The sequence below is a fragment of the Streptomyces sp. NPDC052036 genome (assembly GCF_040680495.1).
In the GTDB taxonomy this organism is placed as follows: domain Bacteria; phylum Actinomycetota; class Actinomycetes; order Streptomycetales; family Streptomycetaceae; genus Streptomyces.
Genome location: NZ_JBFAWW010000014.1, coordinates 68099 through 84655 on the forward strand (window position 1 = coordinate 68099; position 16557 = coordinate 84655).

15 protein-coding genes and 1 pseudogene are annotated in these 16557 nt (G+C 70.5%); 10 read left to right on the forward strand and 6 right to left on the reverse strand.

Annotated elements, in window-relative coordinates:
* Positions 1-275: 275 nt before the first annotated feature.
* A pseudogene (locus tag AB0L95_RS20575) lies at positions 276-359 on the forward strand (Uma2 family endonuclease); the annotation flags it as partial.
* A 107-nt stretch (positions 360-466) separates the two neighbouring features.
* Here AB0L95_RS20575 and ychF read toward each other — a convergent pair.
* Positions 467-1555, reverse strand: coding sequence for a redox-regulated ATPase YchF (ychF, locus tag AB0L95_RS20580; protein ID WP_365163245.1), 1089 nt, complete (start codon positions 1553-1555; stop codon positions 467-469).
* 203 nt (positions 1556-1758) lie between these two features.
* On the opposite strand from ychF, the gene AB0L95_RS20585 reads away from it, so the two are divergent.
* On the forward strand, positions 1759-2367 hold the full coding sequence (locus AB0L95_RS20585) for a DUF6542 domain-containing protein (protein WP_365163247.1): 609 nt from the start codon (positions 1759-1761) through the stop codon (positions 2365-2367).
* A 154-nt stretch (positions 2368-2521) separates the two neighbouring features.
* On the opposite strand, the gene ppgK is transcribed toward AB0L95_RS20585, so the two are convergent.
* Entirely contained in the window at positions 2522-3268 is a 747-nt protein-coding gene (gene ppgK / locus AB0L95_RS20590; RefSeq protein ID WP_365163249.1) for a polyphosphate--glucose phosphotransferase, read from the reverse strand.
* A gap of 87 nt (positions 3269-3355) precedes the next feature.
* The gene (locus tag AB0L95_RS20595) at positions 3356-4360 is read right to left on the reverse strand and encodes a 4-hydroxy-3-methylbut-2-enyl diphosphate reductase (protein WP_365163251.1); all 1005 of its coding nucleotides are present in this window, start codon (positions 4358-4360) and stop codon (positions 3356-3358) included.
* An 89-nt stretch (positions 4361-4449) separates the two neighbouring features.
* Here AB0L95_RS20595 and xseA point away from each other — a divergent pair, with 89 nt between their 5' ends.
* The 3 genes from xseA (at position 4450) to AB0L95_RS20610 (ending at position 6710) form a co-directional block, all read left to right on the forward strand.
* Positions 4450-5667: an exodeoxyribonuclease VII large subunit gene (gene xseA / locus AB0L95_RS20600; protein WP_365163252.1), complete on the forward strand. Its 1218-nt coding sequence runs from the start codon at positions 4450-4452 to the stop codon at positions 5665-5667.
* Between the two features lie 24 nt (positions 5668-5691).
* Positions 5692-5934 (forward strand): exodeoxyribonuclease VII small subunit, encoded by a 243-nt coding sequence (locus AB0L95_RS20605; protein WP_365163254.1) that lies wholly within the window; start codon positions 5692-5694, stop codon positions 5932-5934.
* Between the two features lie 188 nt (positions 5935-6122).
* Complete coding sequence (locus AB0L95_RS20610) at positions 6123-6710, forward strand: malonic semialdehyde reductase (protein WP_365163256.1); 588 nt, start codon at positions 6123-6125, stop codon at positions 6708-6710.
* Between the two features lie 90 nt (positions 6711-6800).
* Here the strand turns inward: AB0L95_RS20610 and AB0L95_RS20615 are convergent, their stop codons facing one another.
* Entirely contained in the window at positions 6801-7322 is a 522-nt protein-coding gene (locus AB0L95_RS20615; RefSeq protein ID WP_365163257.1) for a DUF4245 domain-containing protein, read from the reverse strand.
* A 127-nt stretch (positions 7323-7449) separates the two neighbouring features.
* On the opposite strand from AB0L95_RS20615, the gene glpX reads away from it, so the two are divergent.
* Positions 7450-8484, forward strand: coding sequence for a class II fructose-bisphosphatase (gene glpX / locus AB0L95_RS20620; RefSeq protein ID WP_365163259.1), 1035 nt, complete (start codon positions 7450-7452; stop codon positions 8482-8484).
* Between the two features lie 90 nt (positions 8485-8574).
* Here glpX and AB0L95_RS20625 read toward each other — a convergent pair whose 3' ends face one another.
* Positions 8575-8946, reverse strand: a complete 372-nt coding sequence (locus AB0L95_RS20625; RefSeq protein WP_365163261.1) for a WhiB family transcriptional regulator — start codon at positions 8944-8946, stop codon at positions 8575-8577.
* Positions 8947-9109: 163 nt separating this feature from the next.
* Positions 9110-9796: a DUF1707 domain-containing protein gene (locus tag AB0L95_RS20630; protein ID WP_365163263.1), complete on the reverse strand. Its 687-nt coding sequence runs from the start codon at positions 9794-9796 to the stop codon at positions 9110-9112.
* A 192-nt stretch (positions 9797-9988) separates the two neighbouring features.
* Between AB0L95_RS20630 and AB0L95_RS20635 the strand changes: the two genes are divergently transcribed.
* The 4 genes from AB0L95_RS20635 (at position 9989) to AB0L95_RS20650 (ending at position 16432) form a co-directional block, all read left to right on the forward strand.
* On the forward strand, positions 9989-11656 hold the full coding sequence (locus AB0L95_RS20635; RefSeq protein ID WP_365163264.1) for a fumarate hydratase: 1668 nt from the start codon (positions 9989-9991) through the stop codon (positions 11654-11656).
* Between the two features lie 215 nt (positions 11657-11871).
* Positions 11872-13257 carry a class II fumarate hydratase gene (locus AB0L95_RS20640; protein WP_365163266.1) on the forward strand — a complete coding sequence of 462 codons (1386 nt, stop codon included), beginning with the start codon at positions 11872-11874 and terminating at the stop codon, positions 13255-13257.
* An 84-nt stretch (positions 13258-13341) separates the two neighbouring features.
* Entirely contained in the window at positions 13342-14034 is a 693-nt protein-coding gene (locus AB0L95_RS20645; protein ID WP_365163268.1) for a DUF402 domain-containing protein, read from the forward strand.
* A gap of 289 nt (positions 14035-14323) precedes the next feature.
* Positions 14324-16432 carry a SpoIIE family protein phosphatase gene (locus AB0L95_RS20650; RefSeq protein ID WP_365163270.1) on the forward strand — a complete coding sequence of 703 codons (2109 nt, stop codon included), beginning with the start codon at positions 14324-14326 and terminating at the stop codon, positions 16430-16432.
* The last annotated feature ends 125 nt before the right edge of the window (positions 16433-16557 follow it).

Here is a 16557-nt window from a genome sequence, read left to right on the forward strand (position 1 = left end):
CACGGGGAGTGAACGGGCCTGCCCCTGCACAAGCCGCCCACGTACCTCCCCCCGGAGAGCAGGCGGCCTGACCCCGCCCGGGGTCACTGCTTTCAGCGTGCCGCGATGATCAAGTGTCACGGGTGACGGCCGATCGTCGCGAGGTCAGCACATCCGTGCGACCCGCCGCACACCTCCGCCACAAGTCGCATACGGCACACCCGCGCACCTACCGGGCGGTCGCATCGCACGACGATCTCGTCGCCCGGCCCCCACCGACTCGCTACGGTTGAGCCATGACCGCACTGCCCGACTGGATGCGCCCGCCGCGCGAGGAAGGCTGGTACGCGGAGGACCTGGACCGCCTCCCCGAGGCACCATCCAGCACCCATCCAGCACGGTGACGACGAAGGGGTCGACTCCCGGAGGAGCCAACCCCTTCTGACTCGCAAGCTGACGAATCACCTAGCTTGCAGTAACGAATCGATCACACATTGAAGCGGAACTCCACCACGTCCCCGTCCTGCATCACGTAGTCCTTGCCCTCCATGCGGGCCTTGCCCGCGGCGCGGGCGTCGGGGACCGAGCCCGTGGTGACCAGGTCGTCGAAGGAGATGACCTCCGCCTTGATGAAGCCCTTCTGGAAGTCGGTGTGGATGACACCGGCCGCCTCGGGGGCTGTGGCGCCCTTCTTGATCGTCCAGGCGCGGGACTCCTTCGGGCCCGCGGTCAGGTACGTCTGCAGGCCGAGGGTGTCGAAGCCGACGCGGGCCAGGGTCGCGAGGCCGGGCTCGTCCTGGCCGACCGACTGAAGCAGTTCCAGGGCCTCGTCCTCGTCCAGTTCGGCGAGGTCCGCCTCCAGCTTGGCGTTCAGGAAGATCGCCTCGGCGGGGGCGACCAGCGCGCGCTGGTCGTTCTTGAAGTCGTCGTCCATCAGCTCGTCCTCGTCGACGTTGAAGACGTAGAGGAACGGCTTGGTGGTGAGGAGGTGCAGGTCGTGCAGCAGCTCCGCGCGCTCGCTGCCCTGGACGATGCCGTGCGCGAAGAGCGTGTCGCCCTTCTCCAGGATCTCCTTCGCCTCCTCGACGGCCTTCACCTTCGGGCCGACGTCCTTCTTGATCCGCGACTCCTTCTGCAGCCGCGGAAGGACCTTCTCGATCGTCTGGAGGTCCGCGAGGATCAGCTCGGTGTTGATCGTCTCGATGTCGTCCTTCGGCGAGACCTTGCCGTCCACGTGCACGACGTTCTCGTCCTTGAAGGCGCGGATGACCTGGCAGATCGCGTCCGACTCACGGATGTTCGCCAGGAACTTGTTGCCGAGGCCCTCGCCCTCGCTCGCGCCGCGCACGATGCCCGCGATGTCGACGAAGTCCACGGTGGCGGGCAGCACGCGCTCCGACTTGAAGATCTCGGCCAGCTTGGCGAGACGGGCGTCCGGGACGCCCACGACACCGACGTTCGGCTCGATCGTGGCGAACGGGTAGTTGGCCGCCAGCACGTCGTTCTTGGTCAGGGCGTTGAACAGGGTCGACTTGCCGACATTGGGCAGACCGACGATTCCGATCGTGAGCGACACGTTGCGACTTCCCGTACGTGAGAGTGGAACTGGACTGGACTGGGCGGTGGGGGCCCGGGTCCGTCAGGAGTGTGTGCGGGCCGATCCACCAGTCTACGGCGTAACGGACCACACTCCGGCGACGTATCGAACGCTTGGCCAAGCTCGTGACAACGGCGTGTCTGAGGGGTCATTCCGCACATAAACCGACCTAAGTTGGTCCAGTGGAGCAACACAGGACGCGACCCCCGCAGCACGGACCGCGACGCAGCGCACCCCTTCCCCCGCAGGGCAGACGGGGCGGAGCCGCATCGGTGCGCTCCGGCACGGCCGCCCGGCCCTCCCCTTCCGGCCCTGCCGGCCGGGGCAACGGCGGGCCCCAGCGGTATCCCTCGGCCGCACGACGGAACGCACCGCCCGTGGACCAGGCGGTACGGCAGCTGCCCGGCCCCCGGCTCACCGGCCTCGGCGGCGGACTGTTCTGCGCGGCCGTGATGCTTGCGATCGGGTGTCTGGACCAGTTGCTGTTCGACTCGTCCCTCACCGTCTACGGCGTGCTGTTCCTGCCGGTGTGCACGCTGACCGCGCTGTGGGTGCGGGGCGGGGACCTGGTGATCGCGCCGATCGTGGTGCCGATCGCCTTCGCCGTCGGCCTGCTGACCGTGGCCGACGGCTCCGGCGGGCTCAGCGGGCGCCTGGTGGCCCTGGTCACCGCGCTCGCCACTCAGGCGGGCTGGCTCTACGGCGGCACGCTCGTGGCGGGTGTCATCTCGACCGTGCGCCGCGTGCGCGTGATGCGCCGCCGGGTCGCACAACGCCGCCGGACGGCCTGAGCGACGCGGTCCGGAAACGGGAAACGAGAACGGCAAGAGGGCCGGGAAACGGGGACAGCGAGAGGGCCGGGAACGGCAAGGGGCCGGGAGCGGGACCTCACGGGCGGGTGCCGCGGCTCACTGAGCCGCGGCTGACCGCCCGTACTCCGGAGTCCTACGCGGACTGCGCCGCCCGCATCGCCGCGCCCACGATGCCCGCGTTGTTCTGCAGCTGCGCCGGGACGATCTCCGCCTTGATGCCCTCGATCAGCGGCAGGAACTTCTGGGACTTGCGGCTGACGCCGCCGCCGATCACGAACAGTTCCGGGGAGAACAGCATCTCCACGTGGGCGAGGTACTTCTGTACCCGGTTCGCCCAGCGCTCCCACGTCAGCTCGTGGTCCTCCTTGGCCTTCGTGGAGGCACGTTTCTCGGCGTCGTGACCGTTCAGTTCGAGATGGCCGAGCTCGGTGTTCGGGACGAGGGCACCGTCGATGAACAGGGCGCTGCCGATGCCGGTACCCAGGGTGAGCACGATGACCGTGCCGTTGCGGTCGCGGCCCGCGCCGTACCGCATCTCGGCCACGCCGGCCGCGTCGGCGTCGTTCAGCACGGTCACGGGCAGACCGCCCAGCCGCTCGCCGAAGAGGGCGCGCGCGTCGGTGTCGATCCAGCCCTGGTCCACGTTGGCCGCAGTGCGGATGGTGGAGCCCCCGGTGACCACGCCGGGAAACGTGACGCCGACCGGACCGGTCCAGCCGAAGTGGCCGACGACCTCCTTCACGTCGTCAGCCACCGCCTCGGGCGTCGCCGGATGCGGAGTGAGCAGCTTGAAGCGCTCCGTCACGAGTTCGCCCCGGTCCAGGTCCACGGGAGCGCCCTTGATTCCGGATCCGCCGATGTCAACGCCGAAGATCTGCATGGGCACCACGGTACGACGTGGGGCGGTCCGTCTCTTCCCGGCCCGTGCCCGTACCCCGAACGCCCCGCGCCGTGCGCGCCGGGGCCGTCAGTGCTCGTCGGTGTGCTCCGCGCCCAGGGTCTCCGCCTCCGCACGCAGATCGCGGCGAAGCTCCTTGGGCAGCGAGAACGTGATGGACTCCTCGGCCGCCTTCACGATCTCGACGTCCTCGAAGCCGCGCTGCGCGAGCCACTCCAGGACCTGCTCGACCAGGACCTCGGGAACGGAGGCGCCGGAGGTCACCCCGACCGTCGACACGTCCTTGAGCCAGCCCTCGTCGATCTCGTCGGCGAAGTCCACGAGGTACGCCGCACGCGCGCCCGCGAGTTTGGCGACCTCGACCAGCCGCTTGGAGTTCGAGGAGTTGCGGGAGCCGACCACGATCACCAGGTCCGCCTCGGCGCCCATCTGCTTCACCGCGAGCTGACGGTTCTGCGTGGCGTAGCAGATGTCGTCGCTGGGCGGGGAGATCAGCTGCGGGAACTTCTCCTTGAGGGCGTCGACCGTCTCCATGGTCTCGTCGACGGAGAGCGTGGTCTGCGACAGCCAGACGACCTTGGAGGAGTCGCGCACCTCGACCTTGGCGACGTCCTCGGGGCCGTCCACGAGCTGGATGTGCTCGGGGGCCTCGCCGGACGTGCCGATGACCTCTTCGTGCCCCTCGTGCCCGATCAGGAGGATGTCGAAGTCCTCGTTGGCGAAGCGGACCGCCTCCTTGTGGACCTTGGTGACCAGGGGGCAGGTCGCGTCGATGGTGGCGAGCCGGCCCTGCCTGGCCTCCTCGTGGACCGTGGGGGCGACGCCGTGCGCGGAGAACATGACGATGTTGCCCGGCGGCACCTCCTCCGTCTGCTCGACGAAGATCGCGCCCTTCTTCTCCAGGGTCTGCACGACGTACTTGTTGTGGACGATCTCGTGGCGGACGTAGATCGGGGCCCCGTACTGCTCCAGGGCCTTCTCGACGGCGATCACGGCACGGTCGACGCCCGCGCAGTAGCCCCGGGGGGCGGCGAGCAGAACACGGCGGCCAGACGAAGCGGTCATGCGCACCATCGTAAGGCCGCCCCGGGCCGCCGTAGATCGCCTCCTCGGGGAGAGGCTGTGGCGACCGTGTTGTCGGACCCGGCCGTTACGCTCGGCGCATGGCTGTGAACACGTCCGCGGAGTCGCCCCTGCCGGTCGGCGAGGTCTCGCGGCTCATCGGGGGGTGGATCGAGCGGCTCGGGGCCGTCTGGGTCGAGGGGCAGATCACCCAGCTGTCGCGGCGGCCGGGCGCCGGCGTCGTCTTCCTCACGCTGCGCGATCCGTCGTACGACATCTCCGTCGGCGTCACCTGCTACCGCCAGGTGTTCGACGCGGTCGCCGACGTGGTGAGCGAGGGCGCCCGCGTGATCGTCCACGCCAAGCCGGAGTGGTACGCGCCGAGAGGGCAGCTGTCGCTGCGCGCCGTCGAGATACGGCCCGTGGGCGTCGGCGAGCTGCTCGCGCGACTCGAACGGCTGAAGAAGTCCCTCGCCGCCGAGGGCCTCTTCGCGCCCGAGCGCAAGAAGCCCCTGCCGTTCCTGCCGCAGCTCATCGGGCTCGTCTGCGGCCGGGCCTCGGCGGCCGAGCGCGATGTGCTGGAGAACGCGCGGCACCGCTGGCCCGCCGTCCGCTTCGAGGTGCGCAACGTCCCCGTGCAGGGGGTGCACGCCGTGCCCCAGGTCGTCCAGGCCGTGAAGGAGCTGGACGCGCTCGACGAGGTCGATGTGATCATCGTGGCGCGTGGCGGCGGCAGCGTGGAGGACCTGCTGCCGTTCTCCGACGAGCAGCTCGTCCGGGCGGTGGCCGCCTGTCGCACGCCCGTGGTGTCGGCCATCGGCCACGAGCCGGACAATCCGCTGCTCGACCATGTCGCCGACCTGCGGGCCTCCACCCCGACCGACGCGGCCAAGAGGGTCGTGCCGGACGTCGGCGAGGAGCTCCAGCGGGTGCAGGCACTGCGGGACCGGGCGCGGCGGTGCGTCCAGGCGGTCGTCGAGCGCGAGGAGCGGGGGCTCGCGCACGCGCTGGCGCGGCCCTGCATGGAGGACCCGCACCGCATGGTCGACGAGCGGGCGGAGCAGATCGCCGCGCTGGCCGACCGCAGCCGACGCACGCTGCGGCATCTGCTCGACCGTGCCGATTCGGAGCTGGCCCACACGCACGCGCGCGTGGTCGCCCTGTCACCGGCCGCGACGCTCCGGCGGGGGTACGCGGTGCTGCAGCGGGCCGACGGGCATGTGGTCCGCTCCCCGGAGGATGTGGCGGCGGGCGAGACGCTGCGGGCACGCGTCGCCGAGGGCGAGTTCACGGTACGGGCCGACAACCAGGGATCTTAGGGAACGCATGACCAGGGAGAACGCATGACCAGCAGAACGGACGAGGCACTCGGGTACGAGCAGGCGCGGGACGAGTTGATCGAGGTCGTACGACGTCTGGAGGCCGGAGGTACGACGCTGGAGGAGTCCCTGGCGCTGTGGGAGCGGGGCGAGGAGCTGGCCAAGGTGTGCCGTACCTGGCTGGAGGGTGCCCGCAGACGGCTGGCTGCCGCGCTGGCCGAGGAGCGGGAGGACACGGGGACGGAGGGCGCCGACGGCGGCGAGTGAACCGGCGGAGTGCCGGGCGGGCGGTCCGGCCGGACGGTCCGCCGCCGGGGTGTGTGAAGCCGATCACCCACCCCCGATTTGGTTGAAGTTTGAACGTATTCGCCACTATCGTCGGGCTGCAAGACGATCCCCCGGGGCCGCAAGACCATCCCCCGGGATCCAGCGCCATTTTGAGGAAGTTCCCTTTCATGTCCCTCGTTCTTGACACCGCCGCCCAGGACCTGCTGTTCCGCGAGGCCCGTACCGCGAACACCTTCACCGACGAACCGGTGACCGACGAACAGATCCAGGCGATCTACGACCTGGTCAAGTTCGGCCCGACCTCCATGAACCAGTCGCCGCTGCGCGTCACCCTGGTCCGCTCGGCCGAGGCCCGCGAGCGCCTCGTCCAGCACATGGCGGAGGGCAACCGGGCCAAGACGGCTGCCGCTCCGCTGGTCGCGATCCTGGCCGCGGACACCGAGTTCCACGAGGAGCTTCCGCACCTCTTCCCGCACTTCCCGCAGGCCAAGGACTTCTTCGGCGACCGCTCGGTGCGCGAGAACAGCGCCCGGCTCAACGCCGCCCTCCAGGCCGCGTACTTCATCGTCGGCGTCCGCGCCGCCGGTCTCGCCGCCGGCCCGATGACCGGCCTGGATTTCGAGGGCGTCCGCAAGGAGTTCCTCGACGACGACCACACCCCGCTGATGGTCGTCAACATCGGCAACCCGGGCGAGGACGCCTGGTACCCGCGCTCCCCGCGCCTGGACTTCGACCAGGTCGTCACCGTCGTCTGACGGGTCCGCCACGTCCGGCACGCACGAGAAGGGCCCCCGTCAATGGCGCCGGGGGCCCTTCCTCACGGGTGGGACGAGTCGGTCGGGGTCTCACCCCGTCTTCAGTGCCTCCGCCATCTTCGTCAGCTGCGCGAACGTCGCCGTACCGGTCACCACGGTCGTGGAGCCCTTGCCCTGCAGAACGAGCGCGTCGTAGCGGCCGCCCGAGTAGCGCTGCCAGGTCTGCCCGCCGATGGTCTGCGTGACCTTCGTCGCGTGCCCGCCCTGGCTGGCGTCGTCGATGAACGCCTGCGCCTTCTGAGTCGACTGCTCGATCGCCACGTACTGGCCCTCGGGGTCCTGGAAACCGAGGTGCCAGGCGTTGTAGGGCTCGCCCTCGTAGCGCACGGAGGTGGCCTTCCAGGAGCCGGACAGGCCCTCGGGCGCTGCCACCGGATAGGCCGCCGCGCGGCGCGCGGTGATCAGTTCGACGCGGTAGTCCACCCGCTTGAGGTCGGGGGCGTGGTCGTCATGGGGGATGAAGAGGAAATAGACGATGCCCGCGACCAGCCCGATGACGCCCAGGGAGAGCACCATGCCCCGGACCGACTGCTTGCGTTTCGTACCTGCCACGCCCCTATCGTCGCAGGTACACGGTCCGCTCATCCGTGGGGCCCCCTGCTCATTTTGTCTGCCTAACGATAGAGTCGGGGGGCACAACCCTCATCCGGCCGTCGTCGTATCAGAAAGGTGCGCTCCGATGACCGAGAATCATCATCTGCCGTCCGAGCTCGAAGTCCCCTCCGAGGCTCCGGACCGGAACCTCGCCCTGGAACTCGTCAGGGTCACCGAGGCCGCCGCCATGGCAGCCGGCCGCTGGGTCGGCCGCGGCGACAAGAACGGCGCCGACGGAGCCGCGGTCCGCGCCATGCGGAACCTCGTCCACACCGTCTCGATGAACGGCGTCGTCGTCATCGGCGAAGGCGAGAAGGACGAGGCCCCGATGCTCTTCAACGGGGAGCGGATCGGCGACGGGACCGGCCCGGAGTGCGACATCGCCGTGGACCCGATCGACGGCACCACGCTCACCGCCAAGGGCATGCCCAACGCGATCGCGGTGCTGGCCGCCGCCGACCGCGGCACGATGTTCGACCCGTCCGCCGTCTTCTACATGGACAAGCTGGTCACCGGGCCCGAGGCGGCGGACTTCGTCGACATCGACGCCCCTGTCTCGGTGAACATCCGCCGGGTCGCCAAGGCCAAGCGCTCCACGCCCGAGGACGTCACCGTCGTCATCCTGGACCGGCCTCGCCACCAGGGCCTCATCAAGGAGGTCAGGGAGACCGGCGCGCGCATCAAGCTCATCTCGGACGGCGATGTCGCCGGTTCGATCCTGGCGCTGCGCGAGGGCACCGGTGTCGACCTGCTGCTCGGCATCGGCGGTACACCGGAGGGCATCATCTCCGCGTGCGCCGTGAAGTGCCTCGGCGGCACCATCCAGGGCAAGCTGTGGCCCAAGGACGACGAGGAGCGGCAGCGGGCCCTGGACGCGGGGCACGACCTCGACCGGGTGCTGACCACGGACGACCTGGTCTCCGGCGAGAACGTCTTCTTCGTCGCCACCGGCATCACGGACGGCGAACTGCTGCGCGGCGTGCGCTACCGCTCCGAGACGGCCACCACCGACTCGATCGTCATGCGCTCCAAGTCCGGTACGGTCCGCCGGATCGACTCGGTGCACCGGCTGAGCAAGCTGCGTGCGTACAGCGCGGTCGACTTCGACCGCGCCAAGTAGCAAGGCTCATCGCCGAGCGGCAAGGGCTCGTACGGGGCGCGCTCTGTGCGGAGAGCGCGCCCTGCCTTGCGGGCCCTGGTCGGACTCCGCTCAGCCGGCGGCCGCTATCGTCCCCCGCGCGGCCTTCTTCAGCTCCATCTCGCGGCGGCGCCGCCGGGCCAGCACCACACGGCGCTCCGCGGCGGTGAGACCGCCCCACACCCCGTACGGCTCGGGCTGCAACAGGGCGTGCTCCCGGCACTCCACCATCACCGGACAACGCGCGCAGACGCGCTTGGCCGCCTCCTCACGGGACAACCGGGCCGCGGTGGGCTCCTTGGAGGGGGCGAAGAACAGGCCGGCCTCGTCCCGCCGGCACACCGCCTCCGTGTGCCATGGGGCGTCCTGATCCCTGTCGCGCACTGGCACCCGCTGGTGCGGAACATCAGCGACCTGCAGGGACGAATGCGGCGGTTGCAGCACGGTCTACTCCTGACGACGGCTTCGCGAGCGAGAGACGATGCAGCAAGGCCTACCCGCTGTGCGCGTGCCTATGCACTGAGTTCCGAACCGCTGGCGCTCCAGGGGCGGTTGAGGCCGTCGGTACGGGACCGGCTCCGCGCCGACGGGAGGGAATTCACGACCGTCAACGGTCCAGGTGTTTGCGCAAAGCCCGGTCCACCCGGTCCGAGACCCGGTCGAGGATGTCCGCGACCAGCTTGCCCCGCTTGGGCCGCGCCTCCACATTGCCGAGGACGGCCCAGCCGTCGACGTAGACGACGGGGGCCTGTGCGTCCTCCGAATCCAGCGTCCGCACCTCGAAGTTGCCGAGGACCCCGCCGCCGGTGCCCCGCAGCGACACGTTCTCCGGGACGCGGATCTGGACGTCGCCGAAGATCGAGACGGCCTTGATCACGACCTGCTGGTACTCGAAGATCGCCTCGCTGAGGTCGATCTCCACGCTGCCGAAGATCGAGTAGGCGTGCACCCGGCGCCCGGCGCGCCAGCGCCCCTTGCGCGTGGCCGAACTGAACACCGCGACCACGTTCTCGTCGGCCCGGGGCGGGAGGGTGCCCTCCTCCGGGCGGTTCGGCGCATAGGGGTGCGCGGGACCCGGGCGTCCCTGGTGGGCGGCGGGCAGGTCCTGGACGAAGACCTCCAGCTCGCCGACCGTCTTGGTGTTCAGCACCCCCTCGACGCGCTCGGCGTGCTCCTCCGCGGTCAGGCGGCCCTCGGCGAGGGCGTCACGCAGCATGTCGGCGATGCGGTCACGATCGGCGTCCGAGGCGCGCAGCTCGGCGACGCGGGGTCCGGTCTGCTTCTGAAGGTCCACGGCAGCAGCGTACCCAAACGCGATAGATCGCGACTACCCCCGGTCGCCGGCCCGGGGAGAACCGTTACGCACCGGGCTGCCCGCCCCGACTGAGCCTTACCTCACAAGTTCACCGCCGCCGGCAGGTTCTACGCTGGTGAACGCCCGCCAATGGAGGCGGGCACCCATCTGTCGAGTGAGGAATGGGCTGAGATGCCTGAGTTCGCGTACACCGATCTGCTCCCCCAGGGAGAGGACACCACCCCCTACCGGCTGGTGACCTCCGAGGGTGTCTCCACCTTCGAGGCCGACGGGCGAACGTTCCTCAAGGTCGAGCCGGAGGCGCTGCGCAAGCTCGCCGAAGAGGCCATCCACGACATCCAGCACTATCTGCGCCCCGCGCACCTGGCCCAGCTGCGCCGCATCATCGACGACCCGGAGGCCTCGGCGAACGACAAGTTCGTGGCGCTGGACCTCCTGAAGAACGCGAACATCGCGGCGGCCGGTGTGCTCCCCATGTGCCAGGACACGGGCACGGCGATCGTGATGGGCAAGCGCGGGCAGAACGTCCTCACCGAGGGCGAGGACGACAAGGCCCTCTCCCACGGCATCTTCGACGCCTACACCAAGCTGAACCTGCGCTACTCGCAGATGGCCCCGCTGACGATGTGGGAGGAGAAGAACACCGGCTCCAACCTCCCCGCCCAGATCGAGCTGTACGCGACGGACGGCGGCGCCTACAAGTTCCTGTTCATGGCGAAGGGCGGCGGCAGCGCCAACAAGTCCTTCCTCTACCAGGAGACGAAGGCCGTCCTGAACGAGGCCTCCATGATGAAGTTCCTGGAGGAGAAGATCCGCTCGCTGGGCACGGCCGCCTGCCCGCCGTACCACCTGGCGATCGTCGTGGGCGGCACGAGCGCCGAGTACGCGCTCAAGACCGCGAAGTACGCCTCCGCGCACTACCTGGACGAGCTGCCGACCGAGGGCTCCGAGCTGGGCCACGGCTTCCGTGACAAGGAGCTGGAGGAGAAGGTCTTCGAGCTGACGCAGAAGATCGGGATCGGCGCGCAGTTCGGCGGCAAGTATTTTTGCCACGACGTGCGCGTGGTGCGTCTTCCGCGTCACGGCGCGTCCTGCCCGGTGGCCATCGCGGTCTCCTGCTCGGCCGACCGCCAGGCGGTCGCGAAGATCACGGCCGAGGGCGTGTTCCTGGAGCAGCTGGAGACGGACCCGGCGCGGTTCCTGCCGGAGACCACGGACGAGCACCTGGAGCAGGACGGCGACGTCGTACGCGTCGACCTGAACCAGCCGATGGACGACATCCTCGCGGAGCTGACCAAGTACCCGGTGAAGACGCGGCTCTCGCTGTCCGGCCCGCTGGTGGTAGCGCGTGACATCGCGCACGCCAAGATCAAGGAGCGGCTGGACCGCGGCGAGGAGATGCCGCAGTACCTGAAGGACCACCCGGTCTACTACGCGGGTCCGGCCAAGACCCCGGAGGGCTACGCGTCCGGCTCCTTCGGCCCGACGACGGCCGGCCGTATGGACTCCTACGTCGAGCAGTTCCAGGCGGCGGGCGGCTCAAAGGTGATGCTCGCGAAGGGCAACCGCAGCAACCAGGTCACGGACGCGTGCGCGGCGCACGGCGGCTTCTACCTCGGCTCGATCGGCGGCCCGGCCGCCCGGCTCGCCCAGGACTGCATCAAGAAGGTCGAGGTCGTCGAGTACGAGGAGCTCGGCATGGAGGCCGTCTGGAAGATCGAGGTCGAGGACTTCCCGGCGTTCATCGTGGTGGACGACAAGGGCAACGACTTCTTCAAGGACCCGGCACCCCAGCCGACGTTCACGACGATCCCCGTCCGCGGGCCGGGGCTGGCGTAACGCGTTCGGGGCGGCGGGAAGGTCTTCGGCCCCCGCCGCCCCTCCCCTCCCCACCCCAAGGGCTCGGTCCCGTGGCCCCCGGCGGGGCTCCGCCCCTGGACCCCACCAGGGCGATTTCGCCCCCGATCGCCGGACAGGCCGCCCCGTGCCGCAGAGCGTCACCCTCATGCGCGCCGCACCGGAACATCCGCCTCCCCCCGTGTGCTGTACCCGGTATGAGCGAATACCGCATCGAGCACGACTCCATGGGTGAGGTCCAGGTCCCCGTCGAGGCCAAGTGGCGCGCCCAGACGCAGCGGGCCGTGGAGAACTTCCCCGTTTCCGGGCAGCGGATCGAGCGTGCGCACATCGAGGCGCTGGCCCGGATCAAGGGCGCCGCCGCCAAAGTCAACGCCGAGCTGGGCGTGCTCGACAAGGAGCTCGCCGGGGCCGTCCAGGAGGCTGCCGCCGAGGTCGCCGAGGGCCGGTGGGACGACCAGTTCCCGGTCGACGTCTTCCAGACCGGGTCCGGCACCTCGTCCAACATGAACACCAACGAGGTCATCGCCACCCTGGCGAGCGAGCGGCTCGGCCGGGACGTGCACCCCAACGACCATGTGAACGCGTCCCAGTCGTCCAACGACGTCTTCCCCTCCTCCGTGCACATCGCCGCCACCGCCGCCGTCAGCCGTGACCTCGTCCCCGCCCTCGACCACCTCGCGACCTCCCTCGAACGCAAGGCCGAGGAGTTCGCCGATGTCGTGAAGTCGGGGCGGACTCATCTCATGGACGCCACCCCCGTGACGCTCGGTCAGGAGTTCGGCGGTTACGCCGCCCAGATCCGCTACGGCATCGAACGGCTCAACGCCTCGCTGCCGCGCCTCGCCGAACTGCCGCTGGGGGGCACCGCGGTGGGCACCGGGATCAACACCCCGCCCGGATTCTCCGCCGCCGTCATCGCCGAGGTCGCCCGGTCCACCGGGCTGCCGCTCACCGAGGCCCGCAACCACTTCGAGGCCCAGGGCGCGCGGGACGGGATCGTCGAGACCAGCGGGCAGCTGCGGACCATCGCCGTGGGACTGACCAAGATCGCCAACGATCTGCGGTGGATGGCCTCCGGACCGCGGACCGGTCTGGCCGAGATCAGTCTGCCCGATCTTCAGCCGGGGTCCTCGATCATGCCCGGCAAGGTCAACCCGGTCATCCCCGAGGCCGTCCTCATGGTCGCCGCCCAGGTCATCGGCAACGACGCGACCATCACCACCGCCGGCGCCTCCGGCAGCTTCGAGCTGAACGTCATGATGCCGGTCCTCGCGAAGAACGTACTGGAGTCGGTCCGGCTGCTCGCCAACGTCTCGCGGCTGCTGGCGGACCGGACCGTCGACGGCATCGTCGCCCACCGGGAACGTGCCCGCGAGTACGCCGAGTCGTCGCCCTCCGTGGTCACCCCGCTCAACAAGTACATCGGGTACGAGGAGGCCGCGAAGGTCGCCAAGAAGGCGCTCGCCGAGCGCAGGACGATCCGTCAGGTCGTCCTGGAGTCCGGCTATGTGGAGCGCGGCGACCTCACGCTCGAACAGCTCGACGAGGCCCTGGATGTCCTGCGGATGACGCACCCGTAACGTCCCGCACCGGCTCACCCGTCCGTGGCGCGAACCATGACGGCCGCAGCAGCGTCGTATGCCTGGGGCACCTAATATCTGTGCATGGCAGAGGGTGGAGCGGTGAGACGAGTGGAAGCGGACGGGTCGACGACGTACTGGGCCCCGGGGGACCAGATCCTGTGGCGCTACCGCGAGAACGCCGGCCCGCGCTTCCACATCGCGCGGCCCGTCACCGTGGTCAGGGACGACGAGGAACTGCTCGCCGTCTGGATGGCCCCCGGCACCCAGTGCGTCAAACCGGTCCTCGCCGACGGCACGCCGCTGCACGCCGAACCGCTCCACACCCGTTACACCAGGCCACGGACCGTACAGCTGGACCGCTGGTTCGGTACGGGCGTGCTCAAGCTGGCCCGTCCGGGCGAGCCCTGGTCGGTGTGGCTGTTCTGGGAGCCGGGCTGGCAGTTCAAGAACTGGTACGTGAACCTGGAGGCGCCGCTCGCGCGCTGGGCCGGTGGCGTCGACTCCGAGGACCACTTCCTCGACCTCTGCGTCTACCCCGACCGCAGCTGGGGCTGGCGCGACGAGGACGAGTTCGCACAGGCCCAGCGGGACGGCCTGATGGACGCTCAACTGGCCGAGCGGGTCAAGGAGGCGGGGCGCTCCGCGCTGGAGGTGGTCCAAGCCTGGGGGAAGCCCTACTCGGACGGCTGGCAGCACTGGCGACCGGATCCGTCCTGGTCAGTGCCGTCGCTGCCGGACGACTGGGACCGCATGCCCGCGTACACGGCCTCATGAGACCCTTGTTGCGCCCCCGCGGTACAACCGTAGGATCGTCCTCCGCAAGGGCACAGCACTGGAACTCCCGCAAGATGCGCTGGGTTTGACCGAACGTCACCGAGGGGCGGCAGGACGTGAGCGAGGGGTACGAGGGCCACACAGGGACGGCTCGGCCGTCGGGTGGATCAGCGACGGCCTGTGACCATGCGGGAATTCCGTTCCTGGGGCACGTATTCCGGGTATCGGCTTCTCGGCGGGACGAACTGCACGCACGGCGTGCAGCCCCGGACGGACGGATTCGACACGCGTGACGGAGCACCCGACCTCCCATGAGCGCCCCCAGGCGGGCGTGGTCCCCGCGGACCCCCGCGGGGCGCTCCTGCGTACCCCGGAGCCGCTTCCCACCGCACCCGGCGCCCCGCCGGCTCCCGCGTTACCCGCTCAGACACGGGCCGGCGGCGTGCCCGCGGTGCCGCTGCCCTGCGCCCAGCACGGAGCGCCGGGCAACCAGGGGGGTACGCCCACCCCGCTGCCCGCCGCGGACGGCACCGAACACTCCCAGCCTGCCGCCGACGAGCCGGACGCGCACCGGCCGCGGCCCGTGCCCGAGGGCGGCATCCCCGTCCAGCCGGGGGCCGGCCAGGACCGGGCCCCGGCGCTGCCCGGGGGCAAGGACCGGCGTACCGGCCAGACGCCGCTGCACGGTCCCATGCCCATGCGGCGTGACGGGGACCGGCTGCGTTTCGTGGGCGCCGCGACCCGGCGGATCGCCCGCGGCATGGACCTCGACGAGATCGTGATGGGCCTGTGCCGGGCCACCGTGCCGACCTTCTCGGACGCGATCCTCGTCTATCTGCGCGACCCGCTGCCCGTGGGCGACGAGCGGCCCACCGGGCCGCTGGTGCTGCGGCTGCGGCGCACCGACCGGATCCCGCAGGAGCGGGACCTGGACGACGGCATACTGCCGGTGCCGGTACCGGAGAACTCCGGGTTCGCCGATCTGAGCAACGAGCTGTGCGAGGTGCGGCCCGGCGGTGCGCTCGCCGAGGTGCTGCGCGGGGTGCGGCCGGTGTTCGCGGACGCCCCCGCAGCTCGGGCCGCGCTGCCCGAGCTGCTCGGCGACGACCTCGCGATCCCGCCGGGCCAGCGCGCGATCCTCGCGCCGCTGCGCGGACGGCGGCGGGTCATCGGCGCCGCGCTGTTCCTGCGCCGTCCCGAGCGGCTCCCGTTCGAGGCGGACGATCTGCTGGTGGCGGCGCAGCTCGCCACGCACAGCGCGCTCGGCATCGACAAGGCGGTGCTGTACGGCCGCGAGGCGTACATCGCCGACGAGCTGCAACGCACGATGCTGCCGGAGACCCTGCCCAACCCGACCGGCGTACGGCTCGCGTCCCGCTATCTGCCGGCCGCCGAGACCGCGCGGGTCGGCGGCGACTGGTACGACGCCATTCCGCTGCCCGGCAGCCGGGTGGCCCTTGTCGTGGGCGATGTCATGGGGCACTCCATGACATCCGCGGCGATCATGGGGCAGTTGCGGACCACGGCCCAGACGCTCGCCGGGCTCGACCTGCCGCCGCAGGAGGTGCTGCACCACCTCGACGAGCAGGCCCAGCGGCTCGGCACCGACCGCATGGCGACCTGTCTGTACGCGGTGTACGACCCGGTCGCGCACCGGATCACCATCGCCAACGCGGGCCACCCGCCGCCGGTCCTGCTGCACCTGGGCGGCCGGGCGGAGGTGCTGCGGGTACCGGCGGGCGCCCCCATCGGGGTGGGCGGGGTCGACTTCGAGGCGGTGGAGCTGGACGCCCCGGCGGGCGCGACCCTGCTGCTGTACACCGACGGACTGGTCGAGTCCCGGCTGCGGGACGTGTGGACCGGTATAGAACAGCTGAGGGAGAAGCTCGCCGCGACCGCCCAGCTCACCGGCGCGGACCACCCGCCGCCGCTGGAGGCGCTGTGCGACGAGGTGCTCGACATGCTCGGCCCGGGCGACCGGGACGACGACATCGCGCTGCTCGCCGCCCGCTTCGACGGGATCGCGCCGAGCGATGTCGCGTACTGGTTCCTGGAGCCCGAGGACGCGGCCCCTGGCCGGGCCCGGCGCCTGGCCCGCCGGGCGCTCGCCCGCTGGGGCATGGAGGAGCTGACCGACTCGGTGGAACTGCTGGTCAGCGAGGTCGTGACCAACGCCGTGCGCTATGCGTCACGACCGGTGACGCTACGGCTGCTGCGCACCGATGTGCTGCGCTGCGAGGTCGGTGACGACGTACCGCAGCTGCCGCGGCTGCGGCAGGCCCGGGCCACGGACGAGGGCGGACGGGGGCTCTATCTGGTGAACCGCTTGGCCCGGCGCTGGGGCGCGACCCGGCTGAGCACCGGGAAGGTGGTCTGGTTCGAGCTGAACCGGGGGTGAGGTCCGGCCGCCGGGGGCCGGACCGCCGACCGGAAGGGTGCCGGAATTAGACCCCGTCCAAATGTTGCCGACATCCCGTCGGCGGAGTTGACTGCTGAGGTGACCGAAGCGACCCGACCGACCCC

Excerpts from the sequence above, each read along its gene's own strand:
- ppgK (WP_365163249.1), bottom strand. The coding sequence starts at position 3,268 with ATGCAGATCTTCGGCGTTGACATCGGCGGATCCGGAATCAAGGGCGCT.
- AB0L95_RS20605 (WP_365163254.1), top strand. The coding sequence starts at position 5,692 with ATGACCAGCAGAACGGACGAGGCACTCGGGTACGAGCAGGCGCGGGAC.
- glpX (WP_365163259.1), top strand. The coding sequence starts at position 7,450 with ATGACCGAGAATCATCATCTGCCGTCCGAGCTCGAAGTCCCCTCCGAG.
- AB0L95_RS20595 (WP_365163251.1), bottom strand. The coding sequence starts at position 4,360 with ATGGTGCGCATGACCGCTTCGTCTGGCCGCCGTGTTCTGCTCGCCGCC.
- AB0L95_RS20645 (WP_365163268.1), top strand. The coding sequence starts at position 13,342 with ATGGCAGAGGGTGGAGCGGTGAGACGAGTGGAAGCGGACGGGTCGACG.
- AB0L95_RS20635 (WP_365163264.1), top strand. The coding sequence starts at position 9,989 with ATGCCTGAGTTCGCGTACACCGATCTGCTCCCCCAGGGAGAGGACACC.
- AB0L95_RS20640 (WP_365163266.1), top strand. The coding sequence starts at position 11,872 with ATGAGCGAATACCGCATCGAGCACGACTCCATGGGTGAGGTCCAGGTC.
- AB0L95_RS20610 (WP_365163256.1), top strand. The coding sequence starts at position 6,123 with ATGTCCCTCGTTCTTGACACCGCCGCCCAGGACCTGCTGTTCCGCGAG.
- xseA (WP_365163252.1), top strand. The coding sequence starts at position 4,450 with ATGGCTGTGAACACGTCCGCGGAGTCGCCCCTGCCGGTCGGCGAGGTC.